Annotated in this window: 13 protein-coding genes and 1 tRNA gene; 4 read left to right on the forward strand and 10 right to left on the reverse strand. The window is 70.5% G+C overall.

The window, feature by feature from the left end:
* Nucleotides 1-55: 55 nt before the first annotated feature.
* Nucleotides 56-2,233 carry a sialate O-acetylesterase gene (locus GUI43_RS11095; RefSeq protein WP_146765892.1) on the forward strand — a complete coding sequence of 726 codons (2,178 nt, stop codon included), beginning with the start codon at nucleotides 56-58 and terminating at the stop codon, nucleotides 2,231-2,233.
* A 68-nt stretch (nucleotides 2,234-2,301) separates the two neighbouring features.
* Here GUI43_RS11095 and GUI43_RS11100 read toward each other — a convergent pair whose 3' ends face one another.
* The 6 genes from GUI43_RS11100 to GUI43_RS11125 all read right to left on the reverse strand — a co-directional run bounded on the left by GUI43_RS11100 (nucleotide 2,302) and on the right by GUI43_RS11125 (nucleotide 9,923).
* The gene (locus GUI43_RS11100) at nucleotides 2,302-3,645 is read right to left on the reverse strand and encodes an O-antigen ligase family protein (RefSeq protein WP_170158709.1); all 1,344 of its coding nucleotides are present in this window, start codon (nucleotides 3,643-3,645) and stop codon (nucleotides 2,302-2,304) included.
* Nucleotide 3,646: 1 nt separating this feature from the next.
* A complete protein-coding gene (locus GUI43_RS11105) occupies nucleotides 3,647-4,978 on the reverse strand; it encodes a lipopolysaccharide biosynthesis protein (protein WP_167457663.1) in 1,332 nt (443 codons plus the stop codon).
* 26 nt (nucleotides 4,979-5,004) lie between these two features.
* Nucleotides 5,005-6,072 carry a glycosyltransferase gene (locus GUI43_RS11110; protein WP_112582209.1) on the reverse strand — a complete coding sequence of 356 codons (1,068 nt, stop codon included), beginning with the start codon at nucleotides 6,070-6,072 and terminating at the stop codon, nucleotides 5,005-5,007.
* A complete protein-coding gene (locus GUI43_RS11115) occupies nucleotides 6,072-7,037 on the reverse strand; it encodes a glycosyltransferase family 2 protein (RefSeq protein WP_170158710.1) in 966 nt (321 codons plus the stop codon). The genes GUI43_RS11110 and GUI43_RS11115 overlap by 1 nt, the downstream gene beginning before the upstream one ends.
* A 90-nt stretch (nucleotides 7,038-7,127) precedes the next feature.
* Nucleotides 7,128-8,762 (reverse strand): sugar transferase, encoded by a 1,635-nt coding sequence (locus GUI43_RS11120; protein WP_249037716.1) that lies wholly within the window; start codon nucleotides 8,760-8,762, stop codon nucleotides 7,128-7,130.
* An 87-nt stretch (nucleotides 8,763-8,849) separates the two neighbouring features.
* Entirely contained in the window at nucleotides 8,850-9,923 is a 1,074-nt protein-coding gene (locus GUI43_RS11125) for an LCP family protein (RefSeq protein ID WP_112582204.1), read from the reverse strand.
* 238 nt (nucleotides 9,924-10,161) lie between these two features.
* On the opposite strand from GUI43_RS11125, the gene GUI43_RS11130 reads away from it, so the two are divergent.
* The 3 genes from GUI43_RS11130 to GUI43_RS11140 all read left to right on the forward strand — a co-directional run bounded on the left by GUI43_RS11130 (nucleotide 10,162) and on the right by GUI43_RS11140 (nucleotide 12,919).
* Entirely contained in the window at nucleotides 10,162-10,995 is an 834-nt protein-coding gene (locus GUI43_RS11130; RefSeq protein ID WP_112582203.1) for an O-methyltransferase, read from the forward strand.
* A gap of 4 nt (nucleotides 10,996-10,999) precedes the next feature.
* Complete coding sequence (locus tag GUI43_RS11135) at nucleotides 11,000-11,818, forward strand: MOSC domain-containing protein (RefSeq protein WP_112698745.1); 819 nt, start codon at nucleotides 11,000-11,002, stop codon at nucleotides 11,816-11,818.
* A gap of 111 nt (nucleotides 11,819-11,929) precedes the next feature.
* Nucleotides 11,930-12,919, forward strand: a complete 990-nt coding sequence (locus tag GUI43_RS11140; RefSeq protein ID WP_244220477.1) for an expansin EXLX1 family cellulose-binding protein — start codon at nucleotides 11,930-11,932, stop codon at nucleotides 12,917-12,919.
* Between the two features lie 4 nt (nucleotides 12,920-12,923).
* Here GUI43_RS11140 and GUI43_RS11145 read toward each other — a convergent pair whose 3' ends face one another.
* The 4 genes from GUI43_RS11145 to bcp form a co-directional block, all read right to left on the reverse strand.
* On the reverse strand, nucleotides 12,924-13,451 hold the full coding sequence (locus GUI43_RS11145; RefSeq protein ID WP_181549213.1) for a GNAT family N-acetyltransferase: 528 nt from the start codon (nucleotides 13,449-13,451) through the stop codon (nucleotides 12,924-12,926).
* A 91-nt stretch (nucleotides 13,452-13,542) separates the two neighbouring features.
* Nucleotides 13,543-13,625, reverse strand: a tRNA-Leu gene (locus GUI43_RS11150).
* Nucleotides 13,611-14,534: an HNH endonuclease signature motif containing protein gene (locus GUI43_RS33835; RefSeq protein WP_211326677.1), complete on the reverse strand. Its 924-nt coding sequence runs from the start codon at nucleotides 14,532-14,534 to the stop codon at nucleotides 13,611-13,613. Before GUI43_RS33835 ends, GUI43_RS11150 begins: the two co-directional genes overlap by 15 nt.
* Nucleotides 14,535-14,564: 30 nt before the next feature.
* Nucleotides 14,565-15,041, reverse strand: coding sequence for a thioredoxin-dependent thiol peroxidase (gene bcp, locus GUI43_RS11160; RefSeq protein WP_091393498.1), 477 nt, complete (start codon nucleotides 15,039-15,041; stop codon nucleotides 14,565-14,567).
* Between the last annotated feature and the right edge of the window lie 96 nt (nucleotides 15,042-15,137).

Here is a 15,137-nt window from a genome sequence, read left to right on the forward strand (position 1 = left end):
CGGCGCATCGCCTAATCTGGGCACGACACGCTGCCCACACTGTGGAGGTTCCCGGGTGTCTCGTCCCCACCCTCCGTGGGCCCGCCTCCAGTCGGTGCCCCGGCCGGCCTGGATCGGCTTCGGGGTGGTCGTCCTGCTCCTGGCGGCCGTCCCCGTGTTCGGCTGGTCGCCGTCGAAGTCCGGTGCGCCGGACGCGGCCTGGTCGGCAGCCGACGCGGACGCCCCGCCCCCAGCCGCGCCCATAGACGGCACCGCCTGCGCCGCGAACGCGCACGGTATGGCCGGCTTCACCCCGGTCAGCGCCCTCGACCTGCCCGAGCGGAACGACCCCAAGCGGCCCATGGCTCTCTCGTTCGACCGGGCCGGCGCGGTTGCCGGCGGGTTCGACCGGATCGGCTACTGCCTGGAGTTGACCGGTCCGACCGGTACGCAGTGGGTGTGGACCGCCATGTCGCCGTTCACCGCCGATGCTCGGCGCCTCGGCCTGCCGACCCGGGCCGGTCAGATCGTCCGGCAGCGGATCGCCGATCTGGAGGTCGCCACCAACGCGCCGGGCCTGGCCACCGGCACCGGCCTCACGGGCTATCTGGAGATGTGGCCGAACAAGTACGGTCCAGCCAGCTCCGGCCAGATCCCCGGTGCCGCTACCGACCGATACGACGCCGACGACGACGTGTACTCCCCGATCGGGTATGGCTCCTTCCAGGTGCACGCGGTCGCGGCCACCCGCCCGGCGCCGGCGGCCCCGCAGACGGTTCTCGCTGTCAACGGCTTCACCTCGGACGACCAGCCGCTGTCGGTGGGCATCGGGACCGCCGTCACCGGTCAGCCCGACTGGACGGCCGCCGGTAACGCCGGCACGTACACCCAACGTCGCCTGACTGTCTACGCCCGCGCGTCGGTGCTCACCGTCAGCCAGCACCCTCGGGATCGGCAGCTGTACCCCCGGGACGCGGCCGGCGGCGCGGTCGTGCCGGTGGCCGGCAAGGCGACCGACCCGCGGGTCCGCGCCGTACGCCTCAAGGTCGTCAGCGGGGCTGACGGCTGGGACGAGACGGTGCCCGTCGGGGCCGGCGGTGAGTTCGCGTTCCGGCAGCGGATCACCGCAGCACTTCGGGAGTACCGATTCGAGTTGCACGTGCTCGGCGACGGCGTCGCCCGGCGGGCCGCCCTGTGGGAGGGCGTGGTGTCCGGCGACGTGTACGTCATCCAGGGCCAGTCCAACGCAGTGGCGGCCAGTCACCAGGGCTCGTCGATCGGCGAGGAGTCCCCGTACGTCCGCAGTTTCGGCTCGACGACCGGGGACCGGGTCCTCTCCGGCGCGGACCGTACCTGGAACTACGCCGTCTCGGGTACGGTCCGGCAGCCCGGCTCGGTCGGCCAGTGGGGGATTCGCGCGGCCCACCGACTCATGGACACCTACCAGGTGCCGGTAGCCGTGATCAACGGCGCGGAGAGCAGCAAGGTCGTGTCGTTCTTCCAACGCAACGACCGCAGTCCCGGCGACCTGCGCACCAACTACGGCCGCCTGCGGCAGAGACTCACCGCCGCCAACGTCATCGGCGAGGTCCGGGCGGTGTTCTGGTACCAGGGCGAGGCCGACAACAACGACGCCGCCGGGCACGTCGCCGGGTTCACCGCGCTGTTGACCGACTGGCGTCGGGAGGTGGGCTTCCGGGTCGACGGTGGCACCCGGTACTACGTCGTCCAGGTCGGCAGCTCACCGTGCGGAAACACCTCCGGCGGCCCGCTGCGTGAGGCCCAGCGACGGATGGCCGACACCCTGAAGGTGACCGTGCTGTCGACAACGGCCCTGTCGGGCCGGGAGGGTTGCCACTTCGCCTGGGAACAGGGCTACCGCGAGTTGGGCGACCAGGCGTTCGCCGTGGCGGCCCGGGACATCCACCGCGGCCCCAGCGAGGGCGTGGCGGCCCCGAACCCCCGGTCGGCAGCCTTCACCGATGCCCGGCGTACCGAGGTGATCGTCCTGCTACGCAACCCGGACCCGCTGACCGTGCAGGCCGGCGCGGGCACCGACTTCACCATCGACGGCAGCACCGCCACCGTCACCGGCGTCGAATACCGCGAGGGAGGGCGGCTCGTGCTGAGCCTGTCCGGCCCGGCCGATGGCGCAGCCAGGCTGAGTTACCGGGGCGATGCCGGGCCCTGGTGTGTGAACGCCACCGGGGCCGGTCTGCTGGCCTTCCAGGGGCTTCCGATAGCCGGCGGATAGTGGTCCGGCCCAGCAACGGCCCGGTCGGGCGCCGGGGGCCGCAGGGCCTGGCTTTGCGCTTCGCGGATTCAGTTGAAAGCGGCGGCCCGGCTGTCCTGCCGGCCGATGAGTCGCCGGAGCCCGGCTAGGGGCGCCGGTCGGTCCACCAGGTCCACCGGTCCCGGTGCCGGAGTGCGCGCGGGTGGCGCGGACACCGACGCGGTGAGGCTCAGCAGGACGACGATCCAGGTCAGCCCGTCCACCGACAGCGGGTTCCAGACGACCTCGGTGAACGAGTAGACGATGAGAAGCACGAGCGGCGCCTTGGCGGTGAACGCCTGCCCGTCCTCGACGCTCCGGTGCATCAGGGTGGCCATCCAGAGGCCGAACAGGGTCAGTGCGACAAGCCCGCCGGAGAAGACGACCAGGACGTACCCGGAGTGGAAGAAGTGGGTGGGTGCCGCTCCGATGTCCTGGAGGTGGAACCACTTCGAGACGCCGACGCCGACGGCCTCCCGACCGCTGAGGTAGTCGCGGGCGGCGACCCAGATGTTGCCCCGGTTGCTCAGCGTGGTCTTCGACGCGCTCCAGGTCAGGTACGTGGCAGCCGTCAGTGCGCCGATGACGAGCGCGACGCAGATCGCGAAGGGGATCCGCAGGCTCGGTCGCAGACGCTGTACGAGAAGTGCCGCCAGCACCCAGGCGCAGACCGCCCCGACGGCCAGGTAGCTGGTGCGGGAGCCGGTGGCGACGATCACCAGCAGGCAGAACGACGTCGTCACCACCAGCTTGAGGCGGCGCATCGCGCAGAACGCGGCAACCAGCGTGAAGGAGGCGAGCATCGCCACGTAGTTCTCGGAGTTGTAGAAGCTCTTGAACAGTGCCCCGGCCATCGAGCACTTTTCCAGCTTCCCGCCGGTACAAATCCGCCACGACTGCTCGTACACGGCGGTCGGGATGGTCAAAAGCGCCAGGACCGCCAGCCCGGTGTAGGCCATCGCCCGGACGCTCACCGCGGTGCGGGCAGCCATCAACCAGATGGCGAGCAGCAGGAGCGCGGCGGCCCCGTACGCCGGCAACCGCGAACCGTAGAACCCGTTCCCGGTGAGGGCGTCGACGCCGACGGACCAGACCAGCAGCGCCCCGGCCATCGCGATCGAGATCCGCAGCCACACGTCGGAAGGTCCGCGCAGCACCGCCCGGCCGGAGAACACCAGCCAGGCCAGTAGAGCGACCAGCAGCACGCCGATGAGCACCGAGCTGTGGCTGCCGACGAGCGCGGGCGCCGCGTTGGTGAGCACGGCGAATCCGACCAGAGCGGCAGCGCTCGCACGGTCGCCGAAGGCAGCGGCGACGTTCCGCCGGATCCGGACCAACCACAGGGCTACCGCGATGCCACCGACGGTCAGTAGGACACCGAAGATGGTGGTCACGTCAGACCCTTTCTCGGTCAGCTGCCGATGCCGCCTCAGCATCGGCTTCGTGGGGCGGGTCGCGTCGCAGGGCAGCGACGAGGCACCCCCACAGCAGGACGGCGAGCAGAGCGTCGCACACCAGACTCGACACGACCGCACCCTGCCACCCGTACGCCGGAATCAGCCAGACGTTCAGGCCGGCGTTTACCACGCCGACCGCAATCTGGGCAACCGTCCGGCGTCCCTGCATCCGGGCACCGGACAGGGTATCGGCGGCGAGGTAGTGGATCGCCTTCAGTACCAGCAGTGCGCTCAGGCCCTGCAGGGCAAGGGTGGCGGCCTCGTATTCGGGGCCGAAGACCACTGGCATCATCCAGGCGAACGCGACGAGAAGAAGGGATGCCGGCACGCTGAACGCCAGGTAGCGCGGCAGCAGCTTGCGTGTGAGCCGCAGTGCGGCTCGAGGGCCGTTACGCCCGGCCTCGAAGAAGTTGGGATACGCGACCGCCGCCATCGACCGGGCGGGCGTGTACGCGAAGTCGACGACGCGGTACGCCGCGGCGTAGATGGCCGCGCTCTCCGTGGTCCCCAGCTTGGAGAGCATCACCTTGTCGAGATCGTTGTACACGGTCTGAGCGGACAGACCCACTGCGAACAGCATGCCGGTCCGCGCCTGCGCCAACGATCCCCGGACTTCCAGCGGAGTCCGACCTGACCCGCGTAGGCCACCCAGAACCACTGCCACGCACACCACCGTCGACAGCAGCACCGAGGTCACGGCCCAGGCGTGCAGGGTGACCGGGCCGGCTGCCGCGGCCAGCACGATGACCCCGACCAACCGGGAGACCTGCAGCAATGCGGGAATGACGGAGGCGAGCAGGATCCGGCCCCGGGCCTGGACGGAGGCGGCCACCGCCTCGATGAGGCGCCAGGCCACCAGATCGGCGAAGGCCAGACAGAAGAGGTCGATCAGGCTCGCCTGGGCACCCCAGATCAGCGCGCCCGCCGCAGCGACCAGCACTGTCGCACCAGCACCGAAAACCACCGACAGCAGCAGCCCTCGGGCCAGGTGCCGGGCCCACTCGGCGGGCGCGTCGGCATGGCTCTGGAAGATCAGGCTCGGTGCTCCGGCCGACGCGAACGGCGAGATGACCGCCACCAAGGCCGTGATGCCGACGAAGAGGCCGTACGTGTCGATGGGCATCTCCCGCGCCAGCAGCACGAAGAGTGCTCCCTGGGCGAGGGTCCGCAGCAGGGTTCCCACGAAGAATCTGCCGGACTTGCGCAGAAAGGCGTCACCTCGGCGGGGCGCCCGATGACGTGGTGAAGCGCTGCGGTCCGGCTCGCCCACGAGGTCGACTGCTCCTTGGGCGAGGGTCATCGTCGTACCGCCTCCACCCACTGTCGGCTGATCCGGGCCGGATCGAAGGCGACAGAGCGGGCGTGCCAGGCCTTCTCGAACTCGACGGGCCCGGGCCGGCCGAAACCCGTCAGGTGCCTGATCGCCTCGGCGAGGGCGGTCGAGGTCGGGGCCGTCGTCAGCACGCCGGGCACCAGGTCCGGCACCATCTCGTCGACGGCCGACACGGGCATCGCGGCGACGGGGAGTCCCACTTCGGCGGCCTCCACGAGGCTGAAACCGAAGGTCTCCGCCAGCGACGGGTGGACGAGCAGGTCGGCGTCGGCCAGGAGCCCGCGGACGTCGGGGATCCGGCCGAGGAAGGTCACCCGATCCGCCAGGCCGCGCTCGCGCGCCCGGGTCTCCAGCAGTGTCCGCTCCTCGCCGTCTCCGGCAAGCGTCAGGTGGTAGGCGGTGGGCAGTTCCGCGAGCGCGTCGATCGCGCACAGGTGGTTCTTCAGCGGGCGGAGCGCGCCCGTGGTGACCAGCCGGACCCGTGCCGGGTCGGCGACCGGCCGGGGCGGGACGAACGGCGCGGTCGGCACCGGGTTGGGGATCGTGACGACGCGCGACCCCGAGTGCAGATTGCGCACCGTCCGGGCGACGCCGTCGGACACCGCCACGACGAGCCGTGGCCGGAGGGCACCGAACCCGGACGCGCGGGCGAGCATCCGCACCCGACGGTCGGCCCGCATTCGCTCGGGCAGCAGCGAGTGCTCCCAGGCGATGAAGGTCCGAGATGAGCCAGCCAGAGCCGCCCCGACGGGCACGCTGCCCCACAACCCGCTGGCGACGACCTCCACGTCCGGGGGGAGGCTCCGCAGCCGGCGGCGCAGCGGGGGTACAGCTTCCACCAGCCGGGTGAGCCGCGACCCGAGGTCCAGGGTGTCGACGTTGAGATCGTCGAGCCCGTGCGGAACTCCCCGGGACAGAACGGTCGCGGACACCTCCACGCCGTGACGGGCGAGCCCACGCATCACCAGGACTGCGGCGCGCTCCATGCCGTAGTACGGCTCGAGCTGCGGCAGTACGAAGTGCAGACGCATCAGTGTGGCCGTTCGGTCTCAAGCGGTCGAGTGGGGCTGCTGGTGGCCTTCGACTTGCGCATGGCGACCCGTTCCAGGGTCGATCGGGGCACCAGCCCAAGCGCCGCCAGCACCGCGTTCCGGGCCGACGGAGGCGAGTTGCGGCGGATCGCCCGCACCATCTCCCGCACGCCCTCCCGGTCTCGGGCCTGGAGAGCGTAGCGGAGGGTCTGGGCCGCGATGAAGTCCGAGAAGGTCCCCGGCGCCCACACTCCCTCCCAACGCTGGGCCCAGTGCCACGAGGTACGCCAGTCGGCGCCGGCCGAGATCGACCCGGGGCTGCCCACCGTGTAGATCGCCGTCGCCTCCTCCACCTGGACGATCTTCACCCGGGGCAGCCGGGCGACCCGGACCAGCCAGTCCCAGTCCTGGTGTCGGGGGAGCGTCTCGTCCCAGCGGCACTCGGTCGCCAACTCGTACGTGGTCAGGAGCGTCGACGTGGGCAGTGACTGCCGGCCGATGCCGAGGTGACGGCGGCGGAACAGGTAGTCCTCCGGCAGCATGCCGTCGGGGATCACCTCGGCGGGGGCCGGTGTCGGCAGCGGCTCGGCGCCGTCCTTGCGTTGCAGGATCCGGGATGACACGACGGGGCGGAACCCGGCCGCCGCGACCCGCTCGAGCGCGGGCACCTGTGCCGCCAGCTTGGTCGGCAGCCAGGTGTCGTCGTCGTCGAGGAACGCGACGTGGCTGCCCGGGATGGCGTGGGTGACTCCGAGGTTGCGGGCGTACGACCCGCGTCGGCCGCCGCCGGTGCAGACCACCCGGTCGATGTGCTGCCCCAGGTTCCGCACCGTCTGCGGCACCTCCGGGGTGTCACAGACGACCACGATGTGTACGGATGTGCCCTGCTGGGATCGGGCGGAGAGCACCGCGTCGGCGATGCTGGGGCGGCCCGTGGTGGGGATCACGACGGATACGTTCGGCATTGCGTTCTCCATGCGTTGGGGGTACGACCGGCACGCCGCCGCCGGGTACGGCCACGGCCGTACCCGGCGGTGTGCCGGTGCGTTGGCGGATCAGCGGCCGCCGGCGCGGAACACCTCGGTCACCGTACGGAGCACCACCTTGACGTCGAGCCAGAGGGACCAGTTCTCGATGTAGAAGTTGTCGAAGCGGGCCCGGTCGGAGATCGGGGTGTCGCCGCGCAACCCGCTGACCTGCGCCAAGCCGGTGAGCCCGACCGGGACGCGGTGGCGCATCGCGTACTGGGGGTATTCGGCCGAGAACTTCTCGACGAAGTAGGGCCGCTCGGGCCGGGGACCGACCACGCTCATGTCGCCACGGAGGATGTTCCAGAGCTGCGGGAGCTCGTCGAGGGAGGTCCTTCGCATGATCCGACCGATCGGCCCGACCCGCCGGTCGTTGGCGATGGACCAGTTGGTCTGCGACTCGTGCTCGTCGACGGGGCGCATGGACCGGAACTTGATGATGTTGAAAGGTCGGCCGTGCCGACCGATGCGCTCCTGGTAGAAGAAGATGCCGGGGCCGCCGTCGATGAGCGTGGCGACCGCGCAGATGAGGAGCACCGGGCTCAGCAGGAGCAGCGCCACCGAGGCGAAGGCGATGTCCGACGCGCGCTTGAGTGCGGACTGCGGGCCGGAGAGGGTGATGTCGCCGATGCTGACGACCGGGACCGCGCCGATGTGGTCGCCGTGCGAACGGGACCCCCAGAGGGGGGTGGCTGCCCACAGGTCGCACTCTGCCGTCCGTGGCCGGGCCAGGATCTCCATGAGAGAGGTCTCGGAGCAGTTCGCGTCCGCGACGATCACCACGTCGCACTCGCGCAGCCGTACGAGGCTGTCGAGGTCGTCGAGGGATCCGATCAGCGGCAGCGCCGACGGGCCGTCCGGGGTGTCGACACAACCCACGAAGCGCAGGCCGTACTGGGGGTAGCGGCGCAGGAGCCGGGCGAGTTCCACGGCGGTGGGGCCACTGCCGACGATGATGGTGTTGTGCTCGACCCACCGGCGCTTGCGAGCGACGATGGCGAATTCGCGGGTGACAGCCCGCCCGAGGATGACCAGCCCTGCCGACGCGGCGACACCGCGGGTGAAACCGAAGACGTACTCGGCGGATTCGTGGCGCATCGCCGCGACGATGGCGACCGCGGACGCCGCGGCCAACAGACGCCCGCAGAGGCTCGGCACCTCGTCGAGGAAGCTCACGTGCCGTCGTGCCCGGTAGAGGCCGCCGCTGGCGAAGACGATCACGGTCAGGACCGTCATGGCCAGGGTGCCGCGCCAGTACTGCTGAGTGACAAGCAACGGCGTCAGCAGTGCCAGGACGTCGACCGGCGCGGTCATCATCCAGGCCCGCAGCCACCGGGTCCTTGTCGAGGCGCGCGAACCGGCGTAGGGCAGGACAGCTGTCGTGTCCAGGCCGGCGCGAGACTCGTGCTTCTCAGGCGCAGGCGCAGGTGCCGGTGCTGGCGGGGCCGAGCGCCGGTCGGCGGGCGACGGGACGGCCGGGGTCTGGTAGCCAGAAGGCTGGTAGCCGGCGGGCTGGTAACCGGGGAACTGGTAGGCGGGAGGGCGACTCCCGCCGCGGCTCCCCTCGTCGTCCCCCTCACCGTCGCCCTGGGCATCGGTGGCGTTGCCGTCGCGGTCATCGGCCGGTACCGGCCGATGCCACATGGCGGGCTGATTGGACATTGTGGACCTCCCCGTGAGGACCGGCTGACCTGGCCGGTCCGTAACTCAGGACAAGGCGGCGGCCGGCAACAGCCACCGGCCCAGGTGTTACTTGGCGCTGGCGAGAATCTCGTCGACGGAGTCCCGGCGCACGGCATCGTAGAAGGTCTTTGCCTTCTCGGTGTTCGCGAAGACGACGCTCTCGCTGCCCACTCGACCGGTGCCCTTCGTCGGGCTGGTGACGAAGGTGAGATTACGGCCGCGGAGGCTCCGCAGGTCTGTCGCCATGCTGACGAGGGACATCTTCTCGTCCACCGCCACGGCGCTCGAGGTCGCCTTGACGAAGGAGTTGAGCCGCCCGGGATTGGTGACGATGCCGCCGGACACGGCCTTGTCGAGGATGGCCTTGATGACCTGCTGCTGGTGACGGATGCGGGCGAAGTCGCCGTCGGCGAACTGTTTGCGCTGGCGGGAGTAGTCCAGGGCCGTCTCACCGTCCATCCGCTGCACTCCTTGCTCGAACTTGCGGAACGGCGGGTGGATCGACGTGAACGACTTCTCCGCGTTGATGTCGACGCCGTCCAGGGCGTCGATGATTTCCTTGAAGCCGGCGAAGTCGACGATCATGACGTGGTCGATTCGCACCGTGGTGAACGATTCGACTGTTTGCACCATCAGCGGAATGCCACCCCAGGCGTACGCTGCGTTGATCTTCGCGTCGCGGCCGCCGTGCCCCCCGTTCTTCGCCTTCGGCACGTTCACCCAGGTGTCCCGAGGGATCGAGACGAGTTGCGCGCTGGACCGGTCCTTCGGGATGTGCGCGACGATGATGGTGTCCGTGCGCGAGCCGCCCGTGCTCTCCGGGTCGCGGGAATCGCTTCCCAGGATCAGGATGTTCATAGCGCCGTTGGCCACCGCCTGCGGACGCCCCTCCTCGGGAACGTCGGCGAATGCATCCACCCGGTCGATGTCCTTCTCGACAGAGCGGAGATAGAGGGCGCCACCGATCATGCCGCCGCCGCCCAGGATCGCCGCGACTACCAGGCAGATGACAAGGACACGACGCCAGCGAGGGCCACGACGTCGCCGCTTGCCTCCGGCCGGGACATCCTCGTGCGGATCGGCTGCGTGTGGATCGAAGAATTCGGTGTCGGCATCGGTGTACCGCTGAGCACCAGACATGCCGGCGATGCTACTGATTGCGGGTGCCTGTCGTGCACCCTCGTCCTTTCGGGCATCGTGTGCCTGCCGACCGGTGCGGCGAACCCGGCCCTGCGTCCGGACGGACTGCCGGTAACGCCGGCCCGGGAGCGCTTCCCAGGCCCTATTCTGCTGCCCCGACGGTGGGCGGGAACACCGTAGCCATCGGCTTTCGCGATGACCCTCCCGCTGCCGCCCGAACCCTGCTACAACGGCACCCGTGGATCGAATCAAGCTCCGACGGGCCGTCGCGCGTACCCCACTCGCCCCGATTGCCGCCTTTCCCAAGAGGCTTCGCACTGTCGCGCGGCACGACGCGAAGGTGCTGCGCCGCTCGGCGCGCTGGCTGCTGACCTCCCGCGAGCACCACAACTACACGTACGACCTCACCTCGTTGAGCCGCAACCACCTCGCCTGGTTCGTCAGCGTGGTCTGCGACATCCCGGTCAAACAGGTACGGGCGTACCTCGGCGAGATCGAGGCGGACGACGGACTGCGCCAGCACCTCCTGGCAGCGATCGCCGCCTCCGACCGGCGCGGCCTCGCCGACAAGGAGATCCGCTACGCCCGGCGGATCGGCTGGTACGCCATCGTCCGTGCCACCCGCCCCACCCACGTCGTCGAGACCGGTGTCGACAAGGGACTCGGAAGCGTCGTCCTGGCGTCCGCCCTGCTGCGAAACGCCCAGGAGGGGCACCCGGGCCGGGTCACCTCCCTGGACATCAACCCCGAGGCGGGCTACCTCGCCCGGGTCGCGCCGTGGTCGGAGGTCGTCGACCTGGTGATCGGCGACTCGATCGCCTCGATCGGCGCGCTGGACCGCCCGGTCGACCTGTTCCTGCACGACAGCGACCACAGCCGCGCCCACGAGAAGCGTGAGTTCGACGCCGTGGAGCCCAAGCTCGCCCCCGGCGCGATCCTGCTCACCGACAACGTCACCAGCACCAACGTGCTCGCCGAACACGCCGAACGCACCGGCCGGCGGTTCCTCGCCTACCGGGAGAGCCCGGCCAACCACTGGTACCCGGGCGACGGGATCGGCGTGGCATGGTAGCCGGGTGCGGCTGACCTCGATTCACACGTACCCCATCAAGGGTTGTCACCGGCTCGACCACGACGGCGCGTTCGTGCACCAGTGGGGCCTGGCCGGCGACCGGCGCTGGATGGTCGTGGACGCCGACGGGGTCGGCGTCACCCAGCGGGAGACGACCCGGCTTGTCGACCTGCGCGCCTCCGTGCGCCCCGGGGGTCTGTCGCTGCGGGCCGACGGGCAACCCGACCTCGACGTGCCCGAGCCGGCGGGCGGCGAACCGGTAGCGGTCCGTACGTTCCGCAGCCGCACCTTCCCGGTCCCCGCGCTGCCGGCCGGCCAAGCAGCCGACGACTGGCTCGGCGCCCTGCTCGGTCGACCGGTCCGACTGGTCTGGCTGGCCCAGCCGACCCGCCACCTGGCCGCCGGGACCCGCGAACACGACACCGGTGACCAGGTCAGTTTTGCCGACGCCTACCCGGTGCTGCTGGCGAACGCCGCCTCCCTCGACGCCCTCAACGACTGGCTGGCCGAGGCGGGCGAGGAACCGGTGCCGATGACCCGGTTCCGACCCAACCTGGTCGTCGACGGTGCGCCGGCCTGGGCCGAGGACGACTGGGTCGGTCGGCGGCTGCGCATCGGCGACCGGATGTTCCAGGCCGCCGGGCCGTGCGACCGCTGCGTGGTGACCACCACCGACCAGGAGACCGGGGTACGCACCAAGGAGCCGCTGCGCACCCTCGGGCGGCACCGCAACATCAAGCAGAAACTCCTCTTCGGACTGAACCTGGTGCCGCTCGACGGCGGACCCCTGGCGGTGGACGCCCCGATCGTCGTCGCGCCCTGACCGGGCCGCCGACCAGCAATCGGCACGCCACAGTCACCGTCCGTCGATGCTGTCTTAGCTTTGGCTTAGCCCGCTTGTCGGTACCCGACCGGGTCCGGCAGCATCGCCGTCGTGACGGACGGAAGCGCTGTCGACATCAACATCGACCTGGACCATCCTCCAGAGGACCGGCCCGCGCCGTCGTCCGGCGCGAAGCCCTGGCTGGTCGCCACCGGCGTCACCGTCCTCGCGGCGACGCTCGGGCTCACCCTCACCCTGCGCTCCGGCTCCACCCCGGCCTGCGCCGCCGGCCGGACGCTGGCCGCCGCGCCACCCACCGGCAACGCCACGCACACCGGCAAGGCCACCTTCTACGACTCCAAGGGCGCCGGCGGCAACTGCTCGAACCCGGCCGCCCCGGCCAACCGGCTCTACGTCGCGCTCGGTCCGGCCGAGTACTCCGCCGGTGCCGCCTGCGGCGGATTCCTCGACGTCGTCGGCCCCAAGGGCACCGTCCGGGTGCTCATCATGGACCAGTGCCCGGAGTGCGAGCCCGGCCACCTCGACCTGTCCCGCGAGGCGTTCGCCCGGATCGCCGACCCGGTCCAGGGCCTCGTTCCGGTCACCTACCGCGCGGTGGTCAACCCGCCGCTGCCCGGACCACTCACCTTCCGGATCAAGGAGGGCGCGTCGCAGTGGTGGTTCGCCGTCCGCGTCGGCAACCACGGCAACCCGCTGCGGTCCGTCGAGGTCCGGCAGCGTGACAGTGACCCCTGGCAGTCGGCCGCCCGGCAGGACTACAACTACTGGCTGATCGCCTCCGGCGCCGGGCCGGGCCCGTTCAACGTCCGGGTCACCGACGTGTACGGCAACCGGGCCACCGTCGGCGGCATCCGGATGGCACCGGGCCAGGTGCAGAACAGCACGGTCCGGATGTACGCACCCGGTGCCGGGGCGGCCACACGCCGCACGCCCGCGTCGACCCGACCGCCGAGCAGCCGACCCGCCGTCACGCCGACGCCGACTCGTCGCTCGGTCGAGGTGGCGAGGACGAGCGCTCCGGCCACCGACGCGCCGACCACCAGCTCGGCCCGGGCCAACGCCCGGTGGTGCGAGGGCTGACCGGTCAGTCGGCCACCGTCAGATCGAGCCACATCAGAATCTCGTCCCGGTCGTCATCGGGTGCCACCCGCAACGCGCCCGGCAGCCGGCCGACCTCCCGGTAGCCGAGGCGGCCGTAGAACTTGTCCAACCCCAGCCCGTCGCGCACCGTGATGTGCAGCGCCTCGTGGCCCAACTCCCTGCCCAGCCGGGCGGCCTCCATCATCAGCGCCGAGCCGTAGCCGGCGCCCTGGGTGTCCGGGTGGACCATCACCCGCTTCAGCACACACCAGTGCGCCGTGAGCGGAAAACGGTTGTCACTGAAGATCAGCATCGCCGTCAGCCGGTCCCCGGAGTAGCCGACCAGCAGCCGGTCCGGTCCGTCCGCGATGCCGGCGAAGGTCGGATCGGCGGTGACGTGCACGTCGGTGGCGGTGACCGGTGGCACGAAACCGACCGCCCCGCCGGCGTTGCTGACGTCCACCCAGAGGTCGACGATCTCGGCACGTAGCTGCGGGGTCAGGTCAGGGTCAAGGACGAAGCGCAGACTCACGCCCGCCATCCTGACCCAACGACCAGGGCCGCGACCCGCGACAGTGACGCGCCCGACAACCGCCGTTCAGCACGTGTTTTTCGTTGTCCTGTGCGGGAGAGGGGATTCGAACCCCCACATCCTTCCGGATACAGGTTCCTAAGACCTGCGCGGCTGCCATTACGCCACTCCCGCCAACTCCCTGAGTTTAGAGTGTCTGGCTTCGGCGGTGTTGAGCCCGGCCTCCTTGAGGATGCTCGAGATCGTGCCGTGACCAACTCTGCATCCCCCACCAGGCAGATTGCGGAGAACGCTGGACAGCCGCTTCGGTCCGACATCCGGGTGCGCCAGTGCCTGTTCTATCACCGCGTCGCGATAAGCCATCGAACGCCAACTGCGGCTCGGACGCGGCTTCAACACGCCGTCCTGCTCGAGCCTTCGTCGAGCCTTGTGCAGGAACGCCGGAGTCCAGCCCAACTGCCGTGCCGCCTCCAGGGCCGTCACCTGCTGTGCGTCGACCCGACCGAACAGGTCGACGAGTTCCGTCCGGGTGGCCCGTCGGCGATCGGAGCCGGTCGTCCCGCCGCAGCGTCCATCCCCATCGGTCGGCGTCGTGAGAATGGGGAGGTCGGAAGCCCGTTTTCCTCGTCCGGCGTAGGTAGCGGTCTGGCTGTGGCAGTTCGGGCAGAGGAGCCGCAGGTTCGGAGGCCGGTTGTCGAGGAAGTCCCCGTTGATGTGGTCGACGTGCAGGATGAGCGACACGCCTCGCCACAGCGGCCCTATCCCACAGCCCTCGCACTCCTCCGGCACGCCGAGTGTGCCCAGCGCCCACTTCAACCGCACGCCGGGCGTCCGGCGGGACCCGTCGGGCAGCACAACCAGAAGCTGGGCGGATGTGGTGCGCCGTTCGCCGCGCCGCCCCTTGTTGTGGGCCTGCCTCGTGAAGTGCGACGTGTCGATGCCGAACCGCTTGAGTTGCCGGCTGATGTGCGCGTGTGAGCCACCGCTGACGCGTACGCCGAGCAGCCGCATCACCTCGGTGATGTTGCGGGCGACGGCGGCAGCGGCGGCCAGCGCTTCGGGCGTGTATTTGTATCGAACCACTGACGGACCGTAGCGATCCGGTACGACAGGTCAGTCCAGGCCGAGGTCGCGGCGGAGCTTGGCGACGTGTCCGGTGGCCTTGACGTTGTAGAGCGCCCGCTCGACCTTGCCGTCGGCGTCGATCACGAACGTCGAGCGGATCACGCCGGTGACGGTCTTGCCGTAGAGCTGCTTCTCGCCGTACGCGCCGTAGGCGGTCAGCACCGACTTGTCCGGGTCCGACACCAGCGGGAAGGTGATGGCGTCGCGCTCGCGGAACTTCGCCAGCTTCTCCGGCTTGTCGGGGGAGATGCCGACGACCTCGTAGCCGGCGGCCTGGAGTGAGGCGAGCGAGTCGCGGAAGTCGCAGGCCTGCTTGGTGCAGCCGGGGGTCATCGCGGCCGGGTAGGCGTACAGGACGACCTTGCGACCTCGCAGGTCGGCGAGGGAGAGCTGGTCGCCGGTGTCGGTGGCGAGGGTGAACTCGGGCGCGGGGTCACCGGGGGAGAGGCGGTCGGGCGAGGTCATGGCCCCGACCCTACCGCCGTGCCGGCGAGCGCCGCCGCCGGCGCGACGCCTCGGCGTGTGGGGGTACGACGCGGGTCGGCGGGGCCTGACCTGGAG

Origin of the sequence: Micromonospora noduli, assembly GCF_003264365.1 — a bacterium.
Taxonomy (GTDB): domain Bacteria; phylum Actinomycetota; class Actinomycetes; order Mycobacteriales; family Micromonosporaceae; genus Micromonospora; species Micromonospora noduli.

Excerpts from the sequence above, each read along its gene's own strand:
- GUI43_RS11125 (WP_112582204.1), bottom strand. The coding sequence starts at position 9,923 with ATGTCTGGTGCTCAGCGGTACACCGATGCCGACACCGAATTCTTCGAT.
- GUI43_RS11110 (WP_112582209.1), bottom strand. The coding sequence starts at position 6,072 with ATGCGTCTGCACTTCGTACTGCCGCAGCTCGAGCCGTACTACGGCATG.
- GUI43_RS11120 (WP_249037716.1), bottom strand. The coding sequence starts at position 8,762 with ATGTCCAATCAGCCCGCCATGTGGCATCGGCCGGTACCGGCCGATGAC.
- GUI43_RS11115 (WP_170158710.1), bottom strand. The coding sequence starts at position 7,037 with ATGCCGAACGTATCCGTCGTGATCCCCACCACGGGCCGCCCCAGCATC.
- bcp (WP_091393498.1), bottom strand. The coding sequence starts at position 15,041 with ATGACCTCGCCCGACCGCCTCTCCCCCGGTGACCCCGCGCCCGAGTTC.